The 22932-nt window shown below is 39.4% G+C and carries 19 protein-coding genes; 14 read left to right on the top strand and 5 right to left on the bottom strand.

Going from position 1 to position 22932, the window contains the following annotated elements; genetic code table 11:
• Positions 1-42: 42 nt before the first annotated feature.
• The 3 genes from pta to WA249_RS01005 all read left to right on the top strand — a co-directional run bounded on the left by pta (position 43) and on the right by WA249_RS01005 (position 4641).
• Positions 43-2187 carry a phosphate acetyltransferase gene (gene pta / locus WA249_RS01015; protein WP_336165995.1) on the top strand — a complete coding sequence of 715 codons (2145 nt, stop codon included), beginning with the start codon at positions 43-45 and terminating at the stop codon, positions 2185-2187.
• Between the two features lie 230 nt (positions 2188-2417).
• The gene (locus WA249_RS01010; RefSeq protein ID WP_016139315.1) at positions 2418-3944 is read left to right on the top strand and encodes a fumarate hydratase; all 1527 of its coding nucleotides are present in this window, start codon (positions 2418-2420) and stop codon (positions 3942-3944) included.
• Between the two features lie 142 nt (positions 3945-4086).
• Complete coding sequence (locus tag WA249_RS01005; RefSeq protein ID WP_003654848.1) at positions 4087-4641, top strand: DUF2059 domain-containing protein; 555 nt, start codon at positions 4087-4089, stop codon at positions 4639-4641.
• Between the two features lie 24 nt (positions 4642-4665).
• Here WA249_RS01005 and WA249_RS01000 read toward each other — a convergent pair whose 3' ends face one another.
• The 4 genes from WA249_RS01000 to tig all read right to left on the bottom strand — a co-directional run bounded on the left by WA249_RS01000 (position 4666) and on the right by tig (position 9083).
• The gene (locus WA249_RS01000) at positions 4666-5382 is read right to left on the bottom strand and encodes a DUF2846 domain-containing protein (protein WP_336165993.1); all 717 of its coding nucleotides are present in this window, start codon (positions 5380-5382) and stop codon (positions 4666-4668) included.
• 148 nt (positions 5383-5530) lie between these two features.
• Positions 5531-6844, bottom strand: a complete 1314-nt coding sequence (gene clpX, locus WA249_RS00995; protein ID WP_252610432.1) for an ATP-dependent Clp protease ATP-binding subunit ClpX — start codon at positions 6842-6844, stop codon at positions 5531-5533.
• A gap of 105 nt (positions 6845-6949) precedes the next feature.
• Complete coding sequence (gene clpP, locus WA249_RS00990; protein ID WP_003654845.1) at positions 6950-7555, bottom strand: ATP-dependent Clp endopeptidase proteolytic subunit ClpP; 606 nt, start codon at positions 7553-7555, stop codon at positions 6950-6952.
• Between the two features lie 193 nt (positions 7556-7748).
• On the bottom strand, positions 7749-9083 hold the full coding sequence (gene tig, locus WA249_RS00985) for a trigger factor (RefSeq protein WP_336165992.1): 1335 nt from the start codon (positions 9081-9083) through the stop codon (positions 7749-7751).
• A gap of 414 nt (positions 9084-9497) precedes the next feature.
• Here tig and WA249_RS00980 point away from each other — a divergent pair, with 414 nt between their 5' ends.
• The 7 genes from WA249_RS00980 (at position 9498) to rdgB (ending at position 17944) form a co-directional block, all read left to right on the top strand.
• The gene (locus tag WA249_RS00980) at positions 9498-11777 is read left to right on the top strand and encodes a TonB-dependent receptor (protein ID WP_336165991.1); all 2280 of its coding nucleotides are present in this window, start codon (positions 9498-9500) and stop codon (positions 11775-11777) included.
• A 104-nt stretch (positions 11778-11881) separates the two neighbouring features.
• The gene (locus tag WA249_RS00975) at positions 11882-12565 is read left to right on the top strand and encodes a Fe2+-dependent dioxygenase (RefSeq protein ID WP_336165989.1); all 684 of its coding nucleotides are present in this window, start codon (positions 11882-11884) and stop codon (positions 12563-12565) included.
• A gap of 459 nt (positions 12566-13024) precedes the next feature.
• The gene (gene leuA, locus WA249_RS00970) at positions 13025-14722 is read left to right on the top strand and encodes a 2-isopropylmalate synthase (RefSeq protein WP_336165988.1); all 1698 of its coding nucleotides are present in this window, start codon (positions 13025-13027) and stop codon (positions 14720-14722) included.
• An 83-nt stretch (positions 14723-14805) separates the two neighbouring features.
• Positions 14806-15966 (top strand): homoserine O-succinyltransferase MetX, encoded by a 1161-nt coding sequence (gene metX / locus WA249_RS00965; RefSeq protein ID WP_336165987.1) that lies wholly within the window; start codon positions 14806-14808, stop codon positions 15964-15966.
• Entirely contained in the window at positions 15966-16559 is a 594-nt protein-coding gene (gene metW / locus WA249_RS00960) for a methionine biosynthesis protein MetW (RefSeq protein WP_001217230.1), read from the top strand. Before metX ends, metW begins: the two co-directional genes overlap by 1 nt.
• Positions 16556-17143: a tetratricopeptide repeat protein gene (locus tag WA249_RS00955; RefSeq protein ID WP_336165985.1), complete on the top strand. Its 588-nt coding sequence runs from the start codon at positions 16556-16558 to the stop codon at positions 17141-17143. The genes metW and WA249_RS00955 overlap by 4 nt, the downstream gene beginning before the upstream one ends.
• Positions 17144-17317: 174 nt before the next feature.
• Positions 17318-17944: an RdgB/HAM1 family non-canonical purine NTP pyrophosphatase gene (gene rdgB, locus WA249_RS00950; protein WP_336165982.1), complete on the top strand. Its 627-nt coding sequence runs from the start codon at positions 17318-17320 to the stop codon at positions 17942-17944.
• 210 nt (positions 17945-18154) lie between these two features.
• On the opposite strand, the gene WA249_RS00945 is transcribed toward rdgB, so the two are convergent.
• Positions 18155-19030, bottom strand: coding sequence for an AEC family transporter (locus WA249_RS00945; RefSeq protein WP_336165981.1), 876 nt, complete (start codon positions 19028-19030; stop codon positions 18155-18157).
• A 252-nt stretch (positions 19031-19282) separates the two neighbouring features.
• On the opposite strand from WA249_RS00945, the gene WA249_RS00940 reads away from it, so the two are divergent.
• The 4 genes from WA249_RS00940 (at position 19283) to WA249_RS00925 (ending at position 22879) form a co-directional block, all read left to right on the top strand.
• A complete protein-coding gene (locus WA249_RS00940; RefSeq protein WP_336165980.1) occupies positions 19283-19501 on the top strand; it encodes a Sec-independent protein translocase subunit TatA in 219 nt (72 codons plus the stop codon).
• A gap of 12 nt (positions 19502-19513) precedes the next feature.
• On the top strand, positions 19514-19948 hold the full coding sequence (tatB, locus tag WA249_RS00935) for a Sec-independent protein translocase protein TatB (RefSeq protein WP_336165979.1): 435 nt from the start codon (positions 19514-19516) through the stop codon (positions 19946-19948).
• A complete protein-coding gene (gene tatC, locus WA249_RS00930; RefSeq protein ID WP_336165978.1) occupies positions 19945-20715 on the top strand; it encodes a twin-arginine translocase subunit TatC in 771 nt (256 codons plus the stop codon). The genes tatB and tatC overlap by 4 nt, the downstream gene beginning before the upstream one ends.
• Before the next feature lie 178 nt (positions 20716-20893).
• Complete coding sequence (locus WA249_RS00925) at positions 20894-22879, top strand: PhoX family protein (RefSeq protein WP_336165976.1); 1986 nt, start codon at positions 20894-20896, stop codon at positions 22877-22879.
• The last annotated feature ends 53 nt before the right edge of the window (positions 22880-22932 follow it).

The raw sequence follows: 22932 nt of genomic DNA, 5'->3' as shown, positions 1-22932 counted from the left end.
GATCTTAGCGAAAACTCGATATTCATTTATTTATAGGTTTATATGAATACAATTTTATTGATTCCTACAGGTGAAGGGGTTGGCTTAACCTCTGCCTGTTTAGGCATGATTTACGCACTTGATTGCAACGGGATTAAAGCCGGCTTTTTAAAACCATTTTCTCAAGAAGACCAAGAGCAGCTTGACCGAACAACTTCATTATTCGGTCATTTATTTCAAGGTAAAACAGTTCAATCTATTTCGCATGAAAAGTTAACTCAGCTTATTGCCGCTGGCGAAGTAGATGAATTACTTGAAGAAGCTGTGAGTCTACATCGCAGTGTTGCAGCAGACCATGATGTCATTATTGTGGAAGGCTTATTACCAAACGGACAAGACCACTTCGCAAGTGAACTTAACGCGAGTCTTGCACAAGCACTTGATGCAGAAGTCGTATTAGTCAGTACAGCAGATATTCAAAACCCGAAAAAAGCAGCAGAAAAAGTTGATGCTCATTTACGCCAGTTTGGCGGTGCAGCGTCAAATCGTACTGCTGGTGTACTCTTTATGCGTACCCGTGGATTAACCGAAGAAACAGCACAAATTCCTGTTGCGTTTGATCCATCGTTACGACCAACCGAAGACATCGCAAAATTTACGACCGAATTGCAAAAATATAATCGTTATTTTGGATCGAAAGATTTACCAATTATTGGTTTAGTTCCATTTAGTAATACGCTGAGCGTACCGAGAACCCTAGATATTGCGAATGTGATTGATGGGCAATGGGTACATCAAGGTGAAGCTAAAACACGTCGTATTTTGCATTCGAGTTTAATTGCGTCAAGCATTGAATATGAACTAAATAAGTTTATTGCAGGCGAGCTGATTATTAGTGCCTCTGAACGTACCGACGTATTACTGGCAAGTAGTCTGGCCACCAGTAATGGTATTCCACTGGCAGGCTTGGTACTGACTGAACGTGAAGCCCCTGCTCCTGAGCTTTTAGAGTTTTGCCAAAATGCGATCAAGCAAGGCTTACCAATTTTACATACACGTCTCAATACATTAGAAACTGCTCAGCGTTTATCTGACTTTGGTAATGAAATTCCCGTCGATGATACTGAACGTGCAGAACAAGTGACTCGTTTTGTTTCAAGTCATATTGATGTCGAGTGGCTTAAGCAGCACAGTAACAATGCAGCTACCCCTCGCCTGTCACCATCGGCTTTTCGTCATGAACTTGTACAAAAATCGATTGCAGCGAAAAAACGGATTGTACTACCTGAAGGTGATGAACCACGCACCATTCAAGCTGCGGCAATTTGTCAGGCACGCGGTATTGCTGACTGTATTTTGCTGGCTAAACCAGATGTGGTACAAGATGTTGCAAAAGCACGTGGTATTGAATTACCTGCCGGATTGGCAATTGTCGACCCTGACAGTATTCGCGATCAATATGTGGGGCCAATGGTTGAGCTACGTAAAGGTAAACTCAACGAGCTTCAAGCAAAAGAACAACTTCAAGATACCGTAGTTCTTGGCACCATGATGCTGGCGCTAGATCATGTAGATGGTTTGGTTTCTGGCGCAGTTCACACAACCGCCAACACGGTACGCCCTGCCTTCCAGCTGATTAAAACCGCACCTTCTTATTCACTGGTTTCTTCCATATTCTTCATGCTTTTACCAGATGAAGTCTATGTGTACGGTGACTGTGCAATTAACCCAGACCCTACAGCCGATCAGCTTGCTGAAATTGCAATTCAGTCTGCTGACTCAGCTAAAGCGTTTGGAATTGACCCACGTATTGCTATGATCAGCTATTCAACTGGTACGTCTGGTACTGGTGCTGATGTTGAAAAAGTGCAACAAGCAACTCAAATTGCACAGCAACGCCGCCCTGATTTACTGATTGATGGTCCACTTCAATACGATGCAGCTTCAGTTGAAAGTGTGGGACGTCAAAAAGCACCAGACTCACGCGTTGCTGGCCGTGCCAATGTATTTATTTTCCCAGATTTAAATACGGGTAATACCACTTACAAAGCGGTACAACGTGCTGCCAATGTGGTAAGCGTTGGACCAATGCTGCAAGGCTTGAACAAGCCAGTTAATGACTTGTCTCGTGGAGCATTAGTAGATGACATCGTCTTTACCATTGCATTAACAGCAATTCAGGCAGAGCAACAAGCAGCTGCCAAATAATTAATATAATTTTATCTAGTTCTACCTCTCGCCATTTGATGTCCGCTCAAATGGCTTTTTTTATTTTAATGGTGCAAAAACAAATAATTTCCCTATTTTTCACTTTTTAAATCACTTCAAATCTTCTTATGCGACTTTCGGTCAAAAGATCAACCAATCTCCCACAACACGGTATTTTTGTCATATAATTTAGCCCGCTAGCTAACAGCCCGCTCAAGAGATTTTCTGGTATGACAACGATTATCAAACAAGATGACTTGATTACATCGATCAAGGACGCCCTACAGTTTATTTCGTACTATCACCCGCAAGACTTTATCCAAGCGATGAGCCGTGCTTATGATCGCGAAGAAAACCAAGCTGCAAAGGATGCAATTGCACAGATTCTAATTAACTCTCGCATGTGTGCGGAAGGTCATCGTCCAATTTGCCAAGATACTGGTATTGTTAACGTTTTCCTTGAAGTGGGCTTAGATGTTAAATTTGATTTAACAATGAGCTTAGACGATGCAGTAAATGAGGGTGTTCGCCAAGGTTACCTTGAAAACAGCAACGTTCTTCGTGCATCTGTACTTGCTGACCCTGCATTTGGTCGCAAAAATACAAAAGATAATACCCCTGCTGTAATTCATTACAAACTCGTTCCGGGTAACAAAGTAGATATTACTGTTGCTGCTAAAGGTGGCGGTTCAGAAAACAAATCTAAACTTGCAATGCTTAACCCATCTGACTCGATTGTTGATTGGGTACTTAAAACTGTACCAACAATGGGTGCTGGCTGGTGTCCTCCAGGTATGCTCGGTATTGGTATTGGTGGTACTGCTGAAAAAGCCATGATGCTTGCTAAAGAAGCGCTCATGGAAGAAATCAACATGGACGAATTACTTCGCCGTGGACCAGAAAACAAAATCGAAGAACTTCGTATCGAAATCTTTGAAAAAGTAAACGCACTTGGTATTGGTGCTCAAGGTCTTGGCGGTTTAACCACTGTTCTTGATATTAAAATTAAAGATTACCCATGTCACGCTGCTGGTAAACCAGTAGGTATGATTCCTAACTGTGCTGCTACTCGTCATGCTCACTTCCAGCTTGATGGTTCAGGTGTAGCTCATATTCACGCACCAAAACTTGAAGATTACCCATCTGTAACTTGGGATTCTTCAAAGTCTAAACGTGTAAACCTTGATACCATTACTCAAGAAGAAATGGATTCTTGGAAACCAGGTGATACATTACTTCTTAGCGGAACAATGTACACAGGTCGTGATGCTGCTCACAAACGTATGGTTGAAATGATCGACAATGGTGAAGAGTTACCAGTTGATCTTAAAGGTAAATTCATTTACTACGTTGGCCCTGTTGATCCAGTGGGTGATGAAGTCGTTGGTCCTGCTGGTCCTACAACTGCAACACGTATGGACAAATTCACACGTAAAGTATTAGAGCATACTGGTCTATTCGGTATGATTGGTAAAGCTGATCGTGGCCCAACAGCAATTGAAGCAATCAAAGATAACAAAGCAACTTACTTAATGGCAGTTGGTGGCGCAGCGTACCTAGTTTCTAAAGCTGTGCGCGAAGCTGAAGTTGTTGCGTTTGCAGACTTAGGTATGGAAGCCATCTACAAATTCGTAGTTGAAGATATGCCTGTTTCTGTTGCAGTTGATGTAAACGGTACATCAATTCATGCAATTGCTCCAAAAATCTGGCAAGCAAAAATTGGTAAAATCCCAGTAGTCGACGCTGCGGCAGGCTAATCAAGAAAAGCACCGAATTCGGTGCTTTTTTTATGCATTCTTTTTTTATTTTAAAATCCGAAAAGAATTGTAACAATTACTTCTTCAATCTGTGCTATTAATAAATGCACTCTCTCGCCATATATTGAATATAGGTCATTTCATGACTATTCGCCCTATTCTTAAAAATCTTTCAATCAGCCTCTGCCTAAGCTGCATTACGACAAGCTTATTTGCTTCTCCTGCCAAATTAAGTTCAGTCAAAGAACTCATGCAAATGAGCCAAATTGATTACCTGCTTAAAGAATCAATTAATGAATTAACACCTTACTATGATCAACAGGCGGAACAGATCGTTAGTAATATCACGGGCATCAAAACTTTAGGTCCAAAAGAAAAAGAAGCTGCGAAAAAGCTTGGTTTACTCTTAAAAGATTCAAGTAACCAGCTCATCAGCAACCCTAAAACTGCACAAGCCTTACAAGATATTTACTTAAAGACATATTCTGAAGAAGAGATTCAAGCGAATCTTAAGTTCTTAAAAACCCCGGAAGGCCAATCGATTACGCGTAAAAACGTACAGATTATGGGGCAAATTTCAGAATATATGATGGAGTTGGGACAGCAGACATTTAATGATCCTAAAGCACGAGATCATATGCAAGAAGAGATGCTTAAAATTATTGCCCCACTCATGAAAGATAAAGAAAAGTCTTAACTTTTCTTTATCTTTTGTAGGCCATTACCAAGTTAAAGGATTCCATAATTTAAATGGCTTAATCAGATGTACCTCTGACTTTTCATCATATTTGGCAGGTTTTAATTCTTGTGGCTTATGTCGAATCTTACCCGAAGCATCTTCTGCCACGAAATTGTAGCTTGAAGATTTCAATTCGGTAAAAGTAATTTCTCTACGGCCAATATTGTCCTGCATTAACGTAAATGGGCCAATGTGTTCGCCACGGTCCATTTTGTTCTCTTCATCATATTTCAAATAATAAGACGTTCCAGCATTCACTGTTATATCGATATATTTTGGTTCTTGAAAATGAATACCCAATAAAGGCCGACTTGCAGAAATACGATAACTTCCTGCTGGCAATTCAATCCAATAATAATGATTATGTAGCAGACTAGGAATTCGTTTGCCATTTACAAATAGATTAATCGCCGCAATCTCCTGACGATTCCATTTTGTATCTAATCGATAAAGATACACTATTGCAGCTTGTTCATTTTGTGGTTTAACGGGAGCAAAGGTCTGACCTAGTTTCTGGTTTACCCACCCACCCATACTAAAACCACCGACATGGTATTGATCAAATACACCAGGTGCTTTATCTACATCAACTTTAGGTAAGGTTGCAGTCAGCTCACCTGATTTTTTTGCTAAGTGTGATGAACTTTGGCAACCGGCGAGTAATGCGGTACAACTTAAGGTAATAATTAAATAACGCATGACATCCCTCAAAGCGTTTTCTTTTGATTTTTCTATATCGCAAAACTATGCGTATTTTGTATTTTTAAGATTAACACCACATACATAAATTGAAAACAAAAAAAGCATGAATCACCGGAGCGATTCATGCTTTTTAGATGAATGAAATCTATGCAGACTTCGAATCAATAACCTTTAAATCTGCCTTTGCAACACTTTCGTGTGTTACAGCTTCTTTAGGTTGGCGCTCTGCCTTATAAACAGGTTCCGCTTCACCATTAATTACTGCCTCATTAATAATGACTGTTCCGACATCATTACGGCTTGGTAAATCGTACATAGTTTCAAGCAGTACGTTTTCCATAATAGAACGTAAACCACGCGCACCCGTATTACGCTCAAGTGCTTTCTTCGCGATAGCACGCAATGCAGAATCTTCAAAGATCAGATCAACATTTTCCATAGTGAAAAGATATTGATACTGGCGAGTTAATGCATTTTTTGGCTCAGTCAAAATTTGCATTAATGCTTCTTCATCCAACTCTTCAAGCGTCGCAATGACTGGTAAACGACCAATGAATTCTGGAATTAAACCAAATTTCACTAAATCGGTCGGCTCAACCTGACGGAACAATTCAGCAAGTTTTTTGGTTTCATCTTTGTTTTTAACATCAGCTGTAAAACCAATACCGCCTTTCTCTTGACGCTGCTGTACAATTTTTTCCAAACCAGAAAATGCACCACCACAAATAAACAAGATATTCGAAGTGTCAATTTGGATAAACTCTTGCTGCGGATGCTTACGTCCACCTTGCGGAGGAATAGAAGCTACTGTACCTTCAATCATTTTTAACAATGCTTGTTGTACACCTTCACCAGAAACATCACGCGTAATTGACGGGTTTTCAGATTTACGAGTAATCTTGTCAATCTCGTCAATATAGATAATGCCCTTCTGAGCTTTTTCTACATCGTAGTCCGCTTTTTGCAAAAGCTTTTGTACAATATTTTCAACATCTTCGCCCACATAACCAGCTTCGGTTAATGTCGTTGCATCTGCCATTGCAAATGGAACATCTAAAAGGCGAGCCAATGTTTGCGCAAGTAAAGTTTTACCCGAACCTGTAGGTCCAATCAGTAGAATATTACTTTTAGCAATTTCTACTTCTTTAGACACATGGCCATTATGACCAACTTTCAGGCGTTTATAATGGTTATAAACCGCAACAGATAATGTCTTTTTGGCAAGATCTTGACCAATCACATATTGATCAAGCGCAGCACGTATTTCATGTGGTTTTGGCAATGCCTTACTCGCCCAGTCCCCTGCTTCAACCTGTTGGCTGGTTTGTACAAGGTCTAAGCAGACATCCACACATTCATTACAAATATATGCGTCCTCACCTGCAATCAGTTTCCCGACTTCAGACTGCGTTTTACCGCAAAATGAACAATGTTTTTGTCCTTGAGGATGTTCGGACATATTCACTCCACAAATAGAATCTTAAATATTAGGGCAAGATGCACTGCATAAATAACTAAATGGAGATCTTTTTCAACATCTCAAGTTATTTATATAAGAAGGTCCTTATGGACGCTTACTTAGCACCTGATCAACCAAACCATATTCTTTAGCAGACTGTGCTGTCATAAAGTTATCACGGTCGGTATCACGAGCAACAGTTTCGTAGTCTTGACCACTATGCTCTGCCATTAAGCGGTTTAAACGTTCTTTAATAAATAGAATTTCACGCGCATGAATTTCAATATCAGATGCTTGACCGCGGAAACCACCCAATGGTTGGTGAATCATGACACGGGCATTTTCTAGACAATAGCGTTTGCCTTTAGCACCAGCATTTAACAAGAATGCACCCATTGAAGCAGCTTGACCCATACAATATGTCACGACATCAGGTTTAATAAACTGCATCGTGTCATAAATAGCCATGCCCGCTGTCACAGAACCACCTGGAGAATTGATATAAAGGTGGATATCTTTATCAGGGTTTTCAGCTTCTAAAAACAACATTTGGGCAACAATTAGGTTTGCCATGTTGTCTTCAACTTCACCTGTTAAAAAAATGACGCGCTCACGTAAAAGTCGTGAATAAATATCAAAAGAACGTTCGCCGCGAGAAGATTGTTCAACCACAACAGGAACTAAAGCATTTTCAATTGTTGGAACATACATACGTTATTTATTCCTAAATTTTTTGTGACTTAACCTATGGCAACAATATGCGGGATAATTTCTCAAATTGCAAAAGGTTCGCACTGAAATATTATATTATTTATACCTAAGTACTTAATGTCGCACTCAAATTAACCACATATCGAAAAACGAAAAAGGCGCCTAAAGCGCCTTTTTCTGACTTCTTAAAAGATTAGCCCATACGGCGAGCTTGTTGTTCTTTCAATAAGTCATCATAAGATACAGGTTTGTCAGTCACTTTAGCTGCAGCTAAGATGTGATCAACAACTTGATCTTCTAATACAACTGCTTCGATTTGAGCACGTTGTTGAGCATCATTTTTGAAGTATTCAATTACTTCAGTTGGATCTTCGTAAGAAGAAGCCATGTCGTCAATGTAAGCATCAACGCGAGTTTGATCAACTTCAAGTTTAGCGTCAGCTAAAACTTTGCTCACTAATACGCCAAGCTTAACAGAACGTTCTGCTTGCTCTTTGAACAATTCGTCAGGAAGCATGCTCTTGTCAAAAGATTGCGCGCCTGCACCACCGAACTGTTGAGTGAACTGTTGAACCATTTGTTGACGTTGACGGTCAATTTCTTGAGCAACCATTGCAGTTGGAACTTCAACTTCGTTCGCAGCAACAAGTGCATCAAAAGCAGCTTGTTTAACTTGGTTACGTAAACCATTGCGAACTTCACGTTCCATATTCTTACGAACGTCAGCTTTTAATTTCTCAACGCCTTCTTCTTCAGTTACACCGAAGATTTTCAAGAATTCAGCATCAATTTCTGGAAGTTTTGATTTTTCAACTTGCTTCACAGTGATTTTGAACTGAGCTGCTTTACCAGCTAAGTTTTCAGCTTGGTAGTCTTCAGGGAAAGTAACATCAATTACTTTCTCTTCACCAGCTTTCATGCCAACGATGCCGTCTTCAAAGCCAGGAATCATACGACCTGCGCCTAATACGAGTTTAAAGTCTTCAGCAGAACCGCCTTCAAACTTTTCACCGTCGATAGTGCCTTCAAAGTCAAAAGTCACTTGCATGTCTTTTTTCGCCATGCCCTTGGTAACAGCCCAAGTTTGACGTTGCTTTTGCAAGTTTTCGATCATAGCATCAACGTCAGCATCTTTAATTTCAGCTGTTTTACGTTCAACTTCTAAACCATCGAATGCTTGTACTGCAACTTCTGGATAAACTTCTACAGTCGCTTCGAAAACTAAAGCATCTTCTTTATGTTCAACTTTATCAATGTTCGGCATACCTACCGCATTGATTTTTTCTTGTTGAATTGCTTCAAAAACGCTATCACGAATGATGTCATTTACAACTTCTTGATAAATGCCCGCACCGTATTCGCGGCGAACAACGTTTTCAGGCACTTTACCTGGACGGAAGCCGTTGATCTTCACAGTTTTGGCAGTGCGTTTCAAACGAGCTTCAAATTGCTCGTTAATACGGCTCGTCGGTACAGAAACATTTAAACGACGGGCAACGCCCGAAACCGCTTCAGTCGTTACTTGCATGGCTTCCTCGATAAAAATTAGTGAGTAGGAACAGTTTTTTTAAAAGTGCTGTATTATATGACAACTTTCCAGATATACAAAATTAACCGACCACTTCATTTAAGTTAAGGTCGTTATTCTCGTAAATTTCACAGTAATTTTATGATTCTTTAAATATTTTTCATAAAGCCTTAAGTAAAACTAATTTTTTAGTTATTCTTCATAAATCTAAAATTACAATCAAAATCCAAATTTAATCGCTTTTATAAACACTTACTAAGAATCAGTAGATTAGCTACATAAAAGTACAATTACCCATTCAATCATTCACTTTATCTTCACAATTCGATTGGCAAATCCAATTAACACAAACTGTACATATAAATAAGAATTATTATTATTCGCATAACCTTTTAGTTTTAGAGTCCTGAAGTCATGTCTTTGATTAGAACACGTAAAAAAATTGTTTCATCGGCGATAGCTTCATCGTTATCAATGATCGCAACAACAGCCATGGCACAAGAAGCAATTTCACAATTACCAACGATTCATGCTCAAGCGACTCAAGAAGAATCTTTAAAAGTAGATCAGTCAGCAAATTCTAAATTCGTAGCTCCCCTTTTAGATACTCCAAAATCAGTTTCAGTTATTTCAAAACAACTTATTGAAGATACGAAAGTAACAACTTTAGCAGATGCATTACGTACAGTTCCTGGCATTACTTTAGGTGCAGGTGAAGGTGGCAACCCAAATGGTGACCGTCCTTTCATTCGCGGCTACAATTCAGAAAGTTCGATGTATGTAGATGGCGTTCGTAATGCAACTTCTCAAAACCGTGAAATGTTTGCTGTCGACCAAGTTGAAGTCATTAAAGGTTCTGCATCTGCTTTGGGTGGTGCAGGTACTTCAGGCGGTAGCATTAACCTGATTACTAAAGTCGCTAAAAAAGGTGATTCACTTGAGGGTTCTGTTGCTGGAGGCACAGATAACTACGCTCGTGTCACTTTAGATGGCAATAAAGATTTTGGTAATGGAGTTGCTGCCCGTGTTGTAGTAATGGGACACCAAAATGACAAAGCTGGACAAAGTAATGGTGCTGAATATAAACGTGCTGGTATCGCACCAAGTATTAGTTTCGGTTTAGATAGCGCTACCCGCGGAACACTGAGCTACTACTATTTAAAAACTGATGATACACCTGATTCAGGTGTGCCTTACCAATATGATGCAGTGAAAAAAGCAACTGCCGGTAAACCAGTTGATGTTAAACAAGGTACCTATTACGGTTGGAAAAATCGTGATTTTCAAAAACAAGAGAACCAGATTGGTACAATTAAGCTTGAGCATGATCTAAATGATAATTTGACGCTTAGCAATACAGCTGTTTATGGCAAATCTAAAAATAATTATTTATGGACTCAACCAGATGACAGCCAAGGTAATATCGTAAATGGTAAGGTTTGGCGTCGTGCAAACACAAATATTACCGATACGAGCAGTTTTACTGACCAGTTATCATTAAAAGGTAAGTTCAACACAGGTTTTCTTAAACATAAATTTAATGTTGGTGCTGAATATAGCAAGCAAGATTCAGACCGTGGCACAAACATCGTAACTGATCCAAATACCCCAAATATTACAGGTAGTGGCTCAACCAATGCTTGTTCACTTGCTAATTCAAATGGCTGGTGTACTGACCTAAACAACCCTAATCCAAATGATCCATGGTTAGGAAATATTCAAGCAAATCCAAATGTTTCTAATATTACATCAAAGACCCAGTCAATTTACGCATTAAACAATATTGAAATTACACCTCAATGGTTGATCGATCTTGGTCTACGTTGGGATAAATTTGAAACAGATCAAAAATATAATAAAGATTCAGGATCTATTAAAGCTGGCACAAAGTACAGCTCAAGCAATGACTTCTTTAACTATCAAGCAGGTGTGACATTTAAACCTGTTGAGAATGGCTCTATTTATTTGAGTTATGCAACTTCAGCTAATCCGGTAGGCGTAGATGCTGGTGATGGTTCAGAAGGAATTAGTGTTCCAGGTCGTAACACAACCGATGAACAAGCAAGAGCGATTAACAATCTTAAGCCAGAAGAAGTTAAAACTTATGAGTTAGGTACTAAATGGGATGTATTAAATGACCGTTTAAACTTAACTGCTGCGATCTTCCGTACTGAAAAAACCAATACTCGTGCTTTAGGCACAGACGGTTTCACAAGAAATATTGGTGAAACACGTGTTGACGGTATTGAACTAGGTGCGAATGGTAATATTACTGAAAAGTGGGCAGTCTCTGCTGGTTACACTTATTTAGATAGTGAAATCGTTGATGGTGGATATGCTAAAGATAGTAACGGCAACTATGTTCCAAGCCCAACAAACGGTAATCAAGTACAAAATGTAGCTAAAAATTCAGCAACTCTTTGGACAACATATAAAGTATTACCAGAATTTACATTAGGTGCTGGCGCAGTCGCTATGGATAAAGTATATGGTGATGCTGCAAATACCAAATATGTTCCAGGCTATGTTCGTTACGATGCTATGGCTCGTTATGACGTAAATAAAAATGTTAATTTACAGCTTAACCTAAACAATTTATCTGACAAACGTTACTTCCCAAAAGCTTATGCTTCACATTATGTAACCGAAGCAGAAGGTCGTAGTGCCGTGCTAGCGATTAACTTTAAATACTAAGTTAAATTAGAATCCCATAATATTTTTATGGGTTCTGATATAAAATAGCCTCTATTGTTAGAGGCTATTTTAATTTTCTACTATTATTACTCGCAGGTATCACCGTGATCCACCATATTCCTAACGTATTGAGTAAAGAACAGGTCCAATATTTTCGTGATGAAATGGAGAAGATCGAATGGGTCAATGGCAAAGTAACCGCTGGTACACTTTCTGCAACGGTAAAACACAATCAGCAATTACCTGAAGATCATCCTCTTACCCACCATCTCAGCAATATTATTCTTGAAGCACTAGGCAAGCACCCATTATTTTTATCTGCCGCAATTCCACTTGATATCATTCCTCCACTTTTTAATCGTTATGAAAATCAGGAATCTTTTGGTTTTCATGTAGATAATTCTATTCGTCGCATACGGGGTACGAATGAGCGACTTAGAACTGATTTGTCATGCACTTTATTTTTAAGTGAACCTGATGAATATGAAGGTGGTGATCTTGTCGTAGAAGATACTTATGGCTATCACGAAGTAAAGCTACCAGCAGGAGATATGATTTTATATCCCTCTACGAGTTTACATGAAGTGACTGCGATTACTGCTGGCTGTCGTATCGCTTCTTTTTTCTGGGTACAAAGTATGGTGCGTGATGAGGCTGAACGTCACATGCTCTTTAATTTAGATCAAACTGTACAAAACCTTAGAATACAGTTGGGTGATAACCATAGCGAAGTGATTAAGCTCACTAATATTTACCATAATCTAATGCGAAAGTGGGCAGAGTTATAACTACATTTATTTTTGCCTTATTGAGATCATGCAATTCCTTTTACCTTAATATGGCAAAAATATGAAAATTATTTTCTCAAAAATATAAAACTATGCAAAATTAGAAAATTATTTCCTAATTTCTAGGATTAAAATTACTATAAGAATTTTGCACAAGGTGTAATCGTTGTTTAGATGTGATATATCTAAATATCAAGATTACCAGCAAACCATCAAACTTATTATTTCACGGTCTAGAGATGAAAACGAATTACTTGTTTGCCCAGCCTACTCAAGCAAGACATCATCCGCAACTCCTGATGCTGCGCCAAGCGCGCGTATAAAAATTTTGTCTGCTTTCTAAAGCAGCACTTTTAAATTCCCTTTAATTTTTCTTAATTAGATACCATATATAACTGTAGAGACGTTGCCTTTTAAATATATCCAGAGCAACTGCGCTACGAGACAAGGAGTTTTCTCATGATGTTGGCTGACCCAAGCAAAAAATACCGCCGTATGTACCAACGAGTGGATTTACCAGATCGCCAATGGCCAAATAACGAAATTACAAAAGCGCCAATCTGGATGAGCACCGATTTACGTGATGGTAACCAAGCAATTTTTGAACCAATGGACATGGAACAAAAATTCAAAATGTTCAATATGCTTGTGAAAATCGGTTTCAAACATATTGAAATCGGCTTCCCTTCTGCATCTCAAATCGATTTCGATTTTACTCGCATGTTGATTGAAGAAAATCACATTCCTGATGACGTATACATTGAGGTTTTGGTTCAAGCACGTGATCATTTAATTGAACGTACATTTGAATCATTGGCAGGTGCTAAACGTGCAATTGTGCATATTTATAACTCTAACTCTCCAACCTTCCGTCAAAAGGTGTTGAATGTAGATGTTAATGGTGCAAAACAGTTAGCAATTAATGCTGCTCAAAAAGTTAAAGAATATGCTGCGCAATATCCTCAAACTGACTGGATTTTCCAGTACAGCCCAGAGTGTTTCTCTGCAACTGAATTAGAAGTCGCTAAAGATGTCTGTGATGCCGTCACAGAAATTTGGGATGCACGTCCTGAACATAAAGTGATTTTAAACTTACCTGCGACTGTAGAAGTTTCTACACCAAATGTTTATGCAGACCAAATTGAATGGATGCATCGTAATTTGGCACGTCGTGATGGTGTAATCATTTCTGTTCACTGCCACAATGACCGCGGCTGTGGTATTGCTGCATCAGAACTTGCAATTATGGCAGGTGCTGACCGTGTTGAAGGATGTGTGTTTGGTAACGGCGAACGTACAGGTAACGTTGACGTTGCAGCTATTGCATTGAACATGTACACCCAAGGCGTAGCGCCAGAGTTAGATTTCTCTAACATTAATGAAGTGATTGCAACAGTTGAAGAATGTACTGGTTTACCTGTACATCCTCGTCATCCATATGCAGGTGACTTGGTATTTACTGCATTCTCTGGTTCACATCAGGATGCAATCAAAAAAGGCTTCGAGTACCAGAAAAACGAAGAAATCTGGGATATGCCTTACTTGCCAATCGATCCGAAAGATTTGGGCCGCGACTATGACGCAGTTATTCGTGTAAATAGTCAGTCTGGTAAAGGCGGTATCGCTTACTTATTAGAAGCGAACTACAACGTTGTATTGCCTCGCCGTTTACAAATCGAATTCAGCCAAGTTGTTCAACAATATGCTGATGATAATGGTACAGAAATTAACGCAAAAGAAATCTGGACCTTATTTAAAGACACTTATGTTGATGTGAAAAACCACCATTACACAGTCAAAAACTACAGATTATCTGACATTAACGGCACTCAAATCATCGAACTTGATGTTGATGTCGAAGGTGAAACACAACAACTTCGCGGTGAAGGTAATGGACCAATCTCTGCATTCTTAAATGCACTTCAATTACCAATTGACGTATTGAACTATGAAGAACGTAGTATTAGTTCAGGTGCAAATGCGAAAGCGTTAACCTTGATTGAACTTCAAGTCAAAGGTACAGGTAAAGGTTCATTTGGTGCAGGTGTCCATGACAATACAGTCACCTCATCGATTGAAGCAATTATTGCATGTACTAACCGTTTGATTGATCAAGGCGTTTTAAGTACAGATCAGGTGGTTGCCGCCGCTGTTTAATTTAAAAAAACTCTTTTGAAAGGATACCTAGCTTGGTATCCTTTCTTTTTATTCCTGAAAGATTTAAAAGGCGAAATGTTCCCGTGTCTTTTCCAGCTGATTCAGTGGGGTTAGTCACTCCGCAAAAGTTCCAATTTGAAGAACCATTACATCTTGAATGTGGACGTGTTTTGCCACGTTTTGAATTAATGGTCGAAACTTACGGCACTTTAAATGCAGATAAATCAAATGCCATTTTAATCTGTCACGCGCTTTCCGGACATCATCATGCAGCGGGTTATCACCATGAAGATGATAAAAAAGCTGGATGGTGGGATGGCTGTATTGGCCCGGGTAAAGCAATCGACACGAATAAGTTCTTTGTAGTTTCACTCAATAATATTGGCGGATGTAGCGGCTCAACTGGCCCAACGTCACCAAATCCTGAAAATGATAATCGCCCTTATGGACCAGATTTCCCATTAGTTACAGTACGTGACTGGGTCAAAACGCAAGCCATGCTTTCAGACCTTTTGGGTGTAAATGTCTGGTATGCAGTTGTTGGTGGATCATTAGGGGGCATGCAAGCACTACAATGGTCAGTAGATTATCCTGACCGCTTACAAAAGTGTGTGATTATTGCCAGCGCACCAAAGCTTTCAGCACAAAATATTGCATTTAACGAGGTTGCGCGTCAGTCGATCTTGTCTGATCCAGACTTCCATCATGGTCGTTATTTAGAAAATGATAGTTACCCGAAACGCGGTCTGATTTTGGCTCGCATGGTCGGCCATATTACCTATCTTTCAGAAGAAGCCATGAAACAAAAATTTGGCCGTGATTTAAAATCTGGCAAATTTATGTATGGTTTTGATGTCGAGTTTCAAGTCGAAAGCTATCTTCGTTATCAAGGCGAACAGTTTAGCCGTAACTTTGATGCCAATACTTATCTCATCATGACCAAAGCTTTGGATTATTTTGATCCATCACGTGAATACAATCATTCGTTAACAGAAGCGATGGGTAAAACCAAATGTCAGTTCCTGATTGTCTCTTTTACCACAGACTGGCGTTTTGCCCCTAGTCGCTCTCAAGAAATTGTAGATGCACTTATTACCAATCATAAGCCAGTAAGTTATCTCGATATTGATGCTGAGCAAGGCCATGACTCGTTCTTATTCCCGATTCCACTGTATGTCAAAACCATGCGCGCTTTCTTAGGCGGTGAAGAACACTTAAAATCGACATCACTGGAGGCAAGTTAATGCGTATTGATCAACAACTGGCAGAAAAGTGGATTAAACCAGGCTCAAGCGTACTCGATTTGGGGTGTGGTGATGGTGAATTACTCGCTCATATGAGCCAAAAGCATCAAATTCGTGCTTATGGTTTAGAAATTGATCAAGAAAAGATTGCAATTGCCGTCAGTCGCGGGTTAAATATTATTCAACAAGATTTGAATCTCGGTTTGAGCCGTTTTGCTGACCAGTCTTTTGACTATGTGGTTATGGCACAGGCTTTGCAAGCTGTAGATGCACCGGATGTTTTATTAAGAGACATGGTGCGTGTGGGTAAACAGGCAATTATTACTTTTCCAAACTTTGCGCATTGGAAGACTCGCTCTTTTCTTGCATTAAAAGGTATGATGCCTGTATCGGATGCTCTACCATATATGTGGTATAACACCCCCAATATTCATTTATGTACATTTAAAGATTTCGAAGCACTTTGTGCGGAAAATCAGATACAAATTATTAATCGACTCGCCGTCAATGGAAATCAGCAGGGAAGCCTGTTAAGCAAACATGTTCCTAATTTGTTTGGTGAAGTCGCTATTTATCGAGTGAGTGCACTATGAAAAAGACATTATTTAGCACACTATTTGCAGGACTGCTAAGTATGCAGGCTCATGCAGATTATATCGCCCAGCCACAATCGGTTGCGAGCCAGGCTGCACGCTTTTCAACAATGGGGGTTAATGACCTTCAAAAAGCTGCAAAAGCTGGTCAAGCTGGCGCACAATTTTATCTTGGAGCGCATTACCAACACGGCAAAGATGTAGCAAAAGACGACAAACAAGCATTTACTTGGTTCAAAGCAGCTGCTGACCAAGGTCTTTCACCAGCCCAACTCAATGTCGGCCGTATGTATGCTGACGGTATTGGCGTTAAGAAAGATGAGTCTATGGCTCGTAAATACTTTGAAAAAGCAGCAAGCAATGGTGATAACCGTGCAAGCTATAACCTCGCGATGATGGAAGAGCAAAAGAAAAACTACGTAGGTGCATACCAGTGGTATGAGCTTTCAACTCGTGATGGCATGCTCGACAACAAAGTAATCAGCCTATCAGAAGGTAAGAAAACTGCTCTTGCGGCGAACTTAACTCAAGAACAAATCCGTACCGCACGTGACCGTGCAGACAAATGGATTCAAGCACAATAATAACGGTTCATCCGTAAAAAACCTTACTCGACTAAAACCACCTTGTATACTTTACAAGGTGGTTTTAGTTTAGGTTATCCCATTTTATATTCTATTTGTTTACCTCTATATCCCCTCTTAAAAAACACGTAACATAACTCACGTTCGATATTAGCTATAAAGTTTGGTTTTATTATGTCTACCCCACATTGGTTTGATCAGGGCAGTTTAGTTCTTGCCAGCAATAACAAAGGTAAAGTCGCTGAGTTTGAAAAACTTTTTGAACAGCTTAAGTTACCTGTAGAAATTATTCCTCAAGGTCGCCTTAATATTCCTGATGCAATTGAAGATGGTTTAAGCTTTATTGAAAATGCGATTATTAAAGCTCGTCATGCCTCTCAAATTTCAGGTAAACCTGCTATGGCTGACGACTCTGGTATTTGCGTTCCGGTATTAGGCGGTGCACCTGGTATTTACTCAGCACGCTATGGTGGAGAACACGGCGATGATGCAGCAAATAATGCCAAGTTACTTAATGATTTATTACCATTTCGTAAAAATGGTGAAGTGATTGAAGGCATGTTTGTGTGTGTACTTGCTTTAGTAACGCATGCTGAAGACCCTTTGCCACAAATTTTCCAAGGCATCTGGCACGGCGAAATTTTAGAAGCGCCACGTGGTGAAAATGGCTTTGGCTATGACCCACTGTTCTGGTTGCCTGAGCTACAAGTTTCTAGCGCTGAACTATCTAAAGAAGATAAGAATAAGATTAGTCATCGTGGACAAGCGATGCAGTTATTTAGAGAGAGTTTGCAGAAGTAAAACTTTATATCGGTTTTAGTTTAACTTTAAAGCCATTTGCTATCGTGCTAGGCGACATGGATGTCGCCCGTCGAACTGCGACATCAAGGATGTGTCGTCAGTTCGACAAATGGTTTTGTTACTTTTGACGAAACAAAAGTAAATATTGCCTACATACACGAAATAAGCATATAACCACTATTCAAAGGCCGTCTGGTCTAACCATCTTCCTTAGAAATAAAAATGTAAAAACACCGCATAAATCGCAATACACACACAACTCACAATCGTCCCTGATGCGATATAAGCGGCAGATCTTCCCGTTCCTTGATAATGTGTTTCTAACGCTACAATATTGGCTGCTGGTGGCAGGCAGAACATTAAAAACATAACACCAATCTGCTGACTTATATTTGGAATAGGTAAAAACTTATAAGTTAGGCCACACAAAATAAAACCACAGGCCACTTTAAACGCTTGAGCTTTGGTACTGTAAATCAAATCTTTGGCATAAACTCTGGTACGGCGTAGCCACATTCCGAGCACACACATCCCGGCAAAAGTCATTGCAAATTTAGCGATATCATAAACCCAGTGTATGGCTGGATGTTCAATATGTTGAGCACCTAAAAGTCTGAGTACAAGCGCACAGAATATTGAAATACACGGTGGAGAAGACAGAACTTTTTTTAAGATATTTAACTTACTTTGTGGAGCAGTCGTTACAGCAGTCACAGCCCACGCATTTCCAAAAATAGACATCCCTATATATAAAGCGACGATCGGAGCAGTCGCCTTAGGGCCAAATAAAGCCATCGCAAAAGGGAAACCAAGCCATCCAATATTGGTATAACTTACACAAAGGGCCAATAAGCGGTCTTTAAATAAAGCCAAATAGGCAAAGAAAATAAGAAATGCCGAACCGAAGCTAAAGAGCATCAAGCTCAAGCTTCCCGATTGATAAAAGACCATGTTATAAATAATCACAATCGGAATCAGAAGTCGCGCAAGCCAAGCTGACAGGATAGGTTTTATAGTTTCTGAAATAGAAGTCTGGGCAAGCAGAAGTCCGACAATAAAAGCAAATATTGGGAGCAATAATGCCACGTTTTCTCCTATCACCCTTCAAAATCAGTTTGTTATGCTACACCTTTTCAAAAAGAAATGTACTCTCCTTTTCAAGTAATTTAAGCTTCTCTTTTTGAACTCTTTCTAAAAGAAAAAACCACATACATCCTTTATAGCCCCCTCTTTTTAGATTTTGACTAACGGCTATTGTCTTAAAAATGACATATAAATGTCACATTGTTGTCATGGCAACCTGTTGAGATAAAGCAAACTGAAAAGAGGTATAAGATCATGGCCGGTTTATCTATTTGGCACGTCGTTATTTTTGCAATTGTCGTTATTTTATTATTTGGTACATCTAAATTAAAAAATATCGGTAAAGACGTAGGTGGCGCAGTAAAAGACTTTAAAAAATCAGTTCGTGAAGAAGACGAAGCTACTGCTCTTAATACTCCACGTACAATTGATGCCCAAGTCAAAACCCCTGACAGCACATCAGTGAAAAGCTAAAGGTTTTCCACCATGCTTGATGTAGGAATGACAGAGCTACTCTGTTTTGCAATTATTGCAATTTTAGTTTTAGGCCCCGATAAACTTCCAGAAGCTGCACGCTTTGCTGGTCGTTGGTATGTTCGCCTAAAACGTTATATTACCAATTTGCAAAATGAGATTGATCAAGAGTTGCGTCTTTCTGAATTTCGAAAAGAAATGCAAGAAGAACTCAACCGCATTGAAGCACTAGAACGCAAAGTACAACAACAACTTGAAGAAATACAAAAACAGACTACTTCAGACAACACAGAAAAAACTGAGGTAGCTGAAACGATCTCTCAGGCTACAATGTACTCCCCTGTATCGGGCCATTATGAAGTGCCCTTTCTTGCCAAATTTACACCTTTGGCATCTCAAAGCGACACTTTAGAAACACCCCCCGTTAAATTGAAGATTGCCGTATGAACCAACTGCCTTCAACGACTGTAAATACGCAAGAAAATCTAGACCAAATGCCAATCATGAACCATTTGGTGGTTTTAAGACGTCATTTATTTAGGATTGTCGGGGTAACATTATTTTTATTTTTTTGCTTATTACCCTTTCGAAATAATACTTACCAATTATTATCCGAACCTTTAAGGCTGCAACTTCCTGCATCATCTTCAATGATTGCAACAGATGTAACTGCAACCTTTATGGCACCTTTTAAACTCAATTTATTTGTCGCGCTTGTGCTGGCAATGCCATTTATTCTTTATGAAATATGGACTTTTGTCCGCCCAGCGTTATATCAAAAAGAACGTCATTTAGCGCTGCCATTACTCGTTGGTAGTATTGTTTTGTTCTATGCTGGAGTTGCTTTTGCATACTACATTACCCTTCCTGCAATTTTACATTTCTTTATTAGCGTATCGCCTGAAACCGTCGCACCTATGACGGATATTAATAGCTATCTAAGCTTTTGTTTAAAGTTATTTTTAGTTTTTGGTGTGACTTTTGAAATTCCAATCGCGACCTTGTTACTGATTTTAATAGGTGTGGTAAACACAAAAAGTCTTGCTGAAAAAAGACGTTTTATCATTGTGGGATGTTTTTTTGTAGCAATGTTTATGACCCCACCAGACGCTATTTCAATGGTGATGTTAGCTATCCCAATGTGGCTACTTTTCGAAATAGGTTTGCTTTTTGGCAAGATTCTTGAAAAAAGAAAAAGCCAGACTACTGAATAAATTAAAAATTTTATCTGGAAAGCCCAAATTTTGTATTTGGGCTTTTTATTTCTGAATATTCTTTTAATTAACCAAACTATAAACTGTCTTCAAAGTGACTTAAAATTGTAAGAAAAGTGTCATTCCCAATCCATAGAATCGACTCAACAAATATACCCACAAAAGTTATGGATTTATTATGACAAATGCTTCTAGCCACCCAACACGTCGCGATATTTTAAAATGGTTTACGGGGATCCCTTTTCTTCCATTAGGTGCGATGGCTACAGCAGCCACGTTAGCAGGTTGTAATGATAGTAATAACGACTCGAACGTTATTACTCCACCACCAACAGTTAACTTTAAAACTGCAACATTTACTCCAATGGCTGCACCATCGTTATCGAATCCAGCAGCGATGGCAACGACAACAGTTGCATCAAGCCTTTCAATTAACTGGGAAGATGGTTCAAAAACTGACTACACATTAGCTTATAAGCCTTTCTTCACAACAGGTGACCTTGTTGCAGACGGTAAAGGTGGGAAAATTTTAGCTGGTGGTTATGTTGATATTAATAATCAGCCAATTATTGATAAGTCAAAATCTGGGCAAGAACGCCAATTCTTCTCTGACTGTCCAGATGGAAGCTCTTTAATTAGCTTCAAACAAGCAACTGGCCGAGATTTTACTGATGCAGACAAGCAAGCTCTAGGTGTAACAGGTAGTCCAGTTTTTCACGTAGTTCAATTTGAATATACAACTCGTGACCAAAGCTTGACATCGATGTATGGTCTATTACCGTCTCCAATTGCAATTTTAACTTTAGATCAAGATCCTAAAACTGGCCATTTAACGTTTGTTAAGTACCATAATGTTGACACTTCTAAAGTAAATGGTTTATGGATCACTTGTGGTGCAAGTTTATCGCCATGGGGAACTCACCTTTCTAGTGAAGAATATGAACCAGATGCAAATAATGTTGCTGGAAGCTACTTACCAGTATTTAGCAAAAATTTGTTTGGTGACAGCAGCAAAGGTAACCCATACCACTATGGTCATTTACCAGAAGTGACTGTAAATACAGATGGTACAGGTTCAATCAAAAAGCATTATTGTTTAGGCCGTATCTCGCACGAGCTTGTTCAAGTCATGCCAGATAACCGCACTGCATTAATGGGTGATGATGCAACTAATGGTGGCTTATTCATGTTTGTTGCAGATAAAGAAAAAGATTTATCTGCTGGCACATTATATGTCGGTAAATGGAAACAAACTTCAGGTGTAGGCGCAGGTGCGGGTGATATCTCTTGGATTAATCTGGGTCATGCGACAAGCGCAGAAGTGAAGGGTTGGGCAGATCAATATAAAATTTCAGATCTTATGGATGTGAAAACCTCTGACCCTAAAGATGCAAGCTACACCAAAATCCGTTTTAGCGGCAAAGATAACTGGATAAAACTCGTACCTGGTAAAGAACGTGAAGCGGCTTTCTTAGAAACGCATCGTTATGCTGCCTTAGTTGGTGCAAGCATGGGCTTTACGAAGATGGAAGGAACAACTGTAAACATTAAAGATAAAATCGCATACTCTGCGATGTCTTATGTACAGTCTTCTATGGTTGATAAAACAACTGATATTCAAGTACAAGGTCCAAAAGCTGGCGCAGTTTACGCGCACACTTTAAAAGGCAGTCAAGTCGATAACAAAGGCCAGCTGATTAATAGTGAGTGGGTATCGACTCATATGGAACCACCGGCAGCTTTAGTCGGTGAAGACCTAACAACTCCCGATGCTTTAGGTAATACTGCAAATGCAGATAAAGTTGCCAATCCAGATAACCTTAAGTTCTCTGAAAACTTACGTACTCTATTCATTGGTGAAGACAGTGGTATGCACGTAAATAACTTCTTATGGGCATATAACGTAGATACCAAACAATTAAGCCGTATCTTATCAACACCTGCTGGTGCTGAATCAACAGGTCTACATGCTGTAGATGCGGTGAATGGTTGGACTTACATTATGAGTAACTTCCAGCACCCTGGTGACTGGGAATCTCCATTACACGATAAAGTAAAAGCGACTCTTGATCCTCTTGTTCGTGCAAACTTCAAAGACCGTTTTGCTGCTGCGGTAGGTTATATTACTGCTGACCCTGTAGCTCCATCTGTTGTGAAGAAATAATTCCTCCATCAACATAAAAGAAATTATTAACATACAGATGCCGACATAATGTC

This window comes from Acinetobacter sp. 161(2023) (assembly GCF_037027805.1).
Taxonomy (GTDB): Bacteria; Pseudomonadota; Gammaproteobacteria; order Pseudomonadales; family Moraxellaceae; genus Acinetobacter.
Note: the sequence above shows the minus strand (reverse complement) of the source record. Positions and strands in the feature narration are given on the sequence as shown.

Excerpts from the sequence above, each read along its gene's own strand:
- tatC (WP_336165978.1), top strand. The coding sequence starts at position 19,945 with ATGAACCAACTGCCTTCAACGACTGTAAATACGCAAGAAAATCTAGAC.
- pta (WP_336165995.1), top strand. The coding sequence starts at position 43 with ATGAATACAATTTTATTGATTCCTACAGGTGAAGGGGTTGGCTTAACC.
- tatB (WP_336165979.1), top strand. The coding sequence starts at position 19,514 with ATGCTTGATGTAGGAATGACAGAGCTACTCTGTTTTGCAATTATTGCA.
- WA249_RS00955 (WP_336165985.1), top strand. The coding sequence starts at position 16,556 with ATGAAAAAGACATTATTTAGCACACTATTTGCAGGACTGCTAAGTATG.
- rdgB (WP_336165982.1), top strand. The coding sequence starts at position 17,318 with ATGTCTACCCCACATTGGTTTGATCAGGGCAGTTTAGTTCTTGCCAGC.
- tig (WP_336165992.1), bottom strand. The coding sequence starts at position 9,083 with ATGCAAGTAACGACTGAAGCGGTTTCGGGCGTTGCCCGTCGTTTAAAT.
- metW (WP_001217230.1), top strand. The coding sequence starts at position 15,966 with ATGCGTATTGATCAACAACTGGCAGAAAAGTGGATTAAACCAGGCTCA.
- leuA (WP_336165988.1), top strand. The coding sequence starts at position 13,025 with ATGATGTTGGCTGACCCAAGCAAAAAATACCGCCGTATGTACCAACGA.
- WA249_RS00940 (WP_336165980.1), top strand. The coding sequence starts at position 19,283 with ATGGCCGGTTTATCTATTTGGCACGTCGTTATTTTTGCAATTGTCGTT.
- WA249_RS00925 (WP_336165976.1), top strand. The coding sequence starts at position 20,894 with ATGACAAATGCTTCTAGCCACCCAACACGTCGCGATATTTTAAAATGG.
- clpP (WP_003654845.1), bottom strand. The coding sequence starts at position 7,555 with ATGTATGTTCCAACAATTGAAAATGCTTTAGTTCCTGTTGTGGTTGAA.
- WA249_RS00980 (WP_336165991.1), top strand. The coding sequence starts at position 9,498 with ATGTCTTTGATTAGAACACGTAAAAAAATTGTTTCATCGGCGATAGCT.
- WA249_RS01000 (WP_336165993.1), bottom strand. The coding sequence starts at position 5,382 with ATGCGTTATTTAATTATTACCTTAAGTTGTACCGCATTACTCGCCGGT.
- clpX (WP_252610432.1), bottom strand. The coding sequence starts at position 6,844 with ATGTCCGAACATCCTCAAGGACAAAAACATTGTTCATTTTGCGGTAAA.
- WA249_RS01005 (WP_003654848.1), top strand. The coding sequence starts at position 4,087 with ATGACTATTCGCCCTATTCTTAAAAATCTTTCAATCAGCCTCTGCCTA.
- WA249_RS01010 (WP_016139315.1), top strand. The coding sequence starts at position 2,418 with ATGACAACGATTATCAAACAAGATGACTTGATTACATCGATCAAGGAC.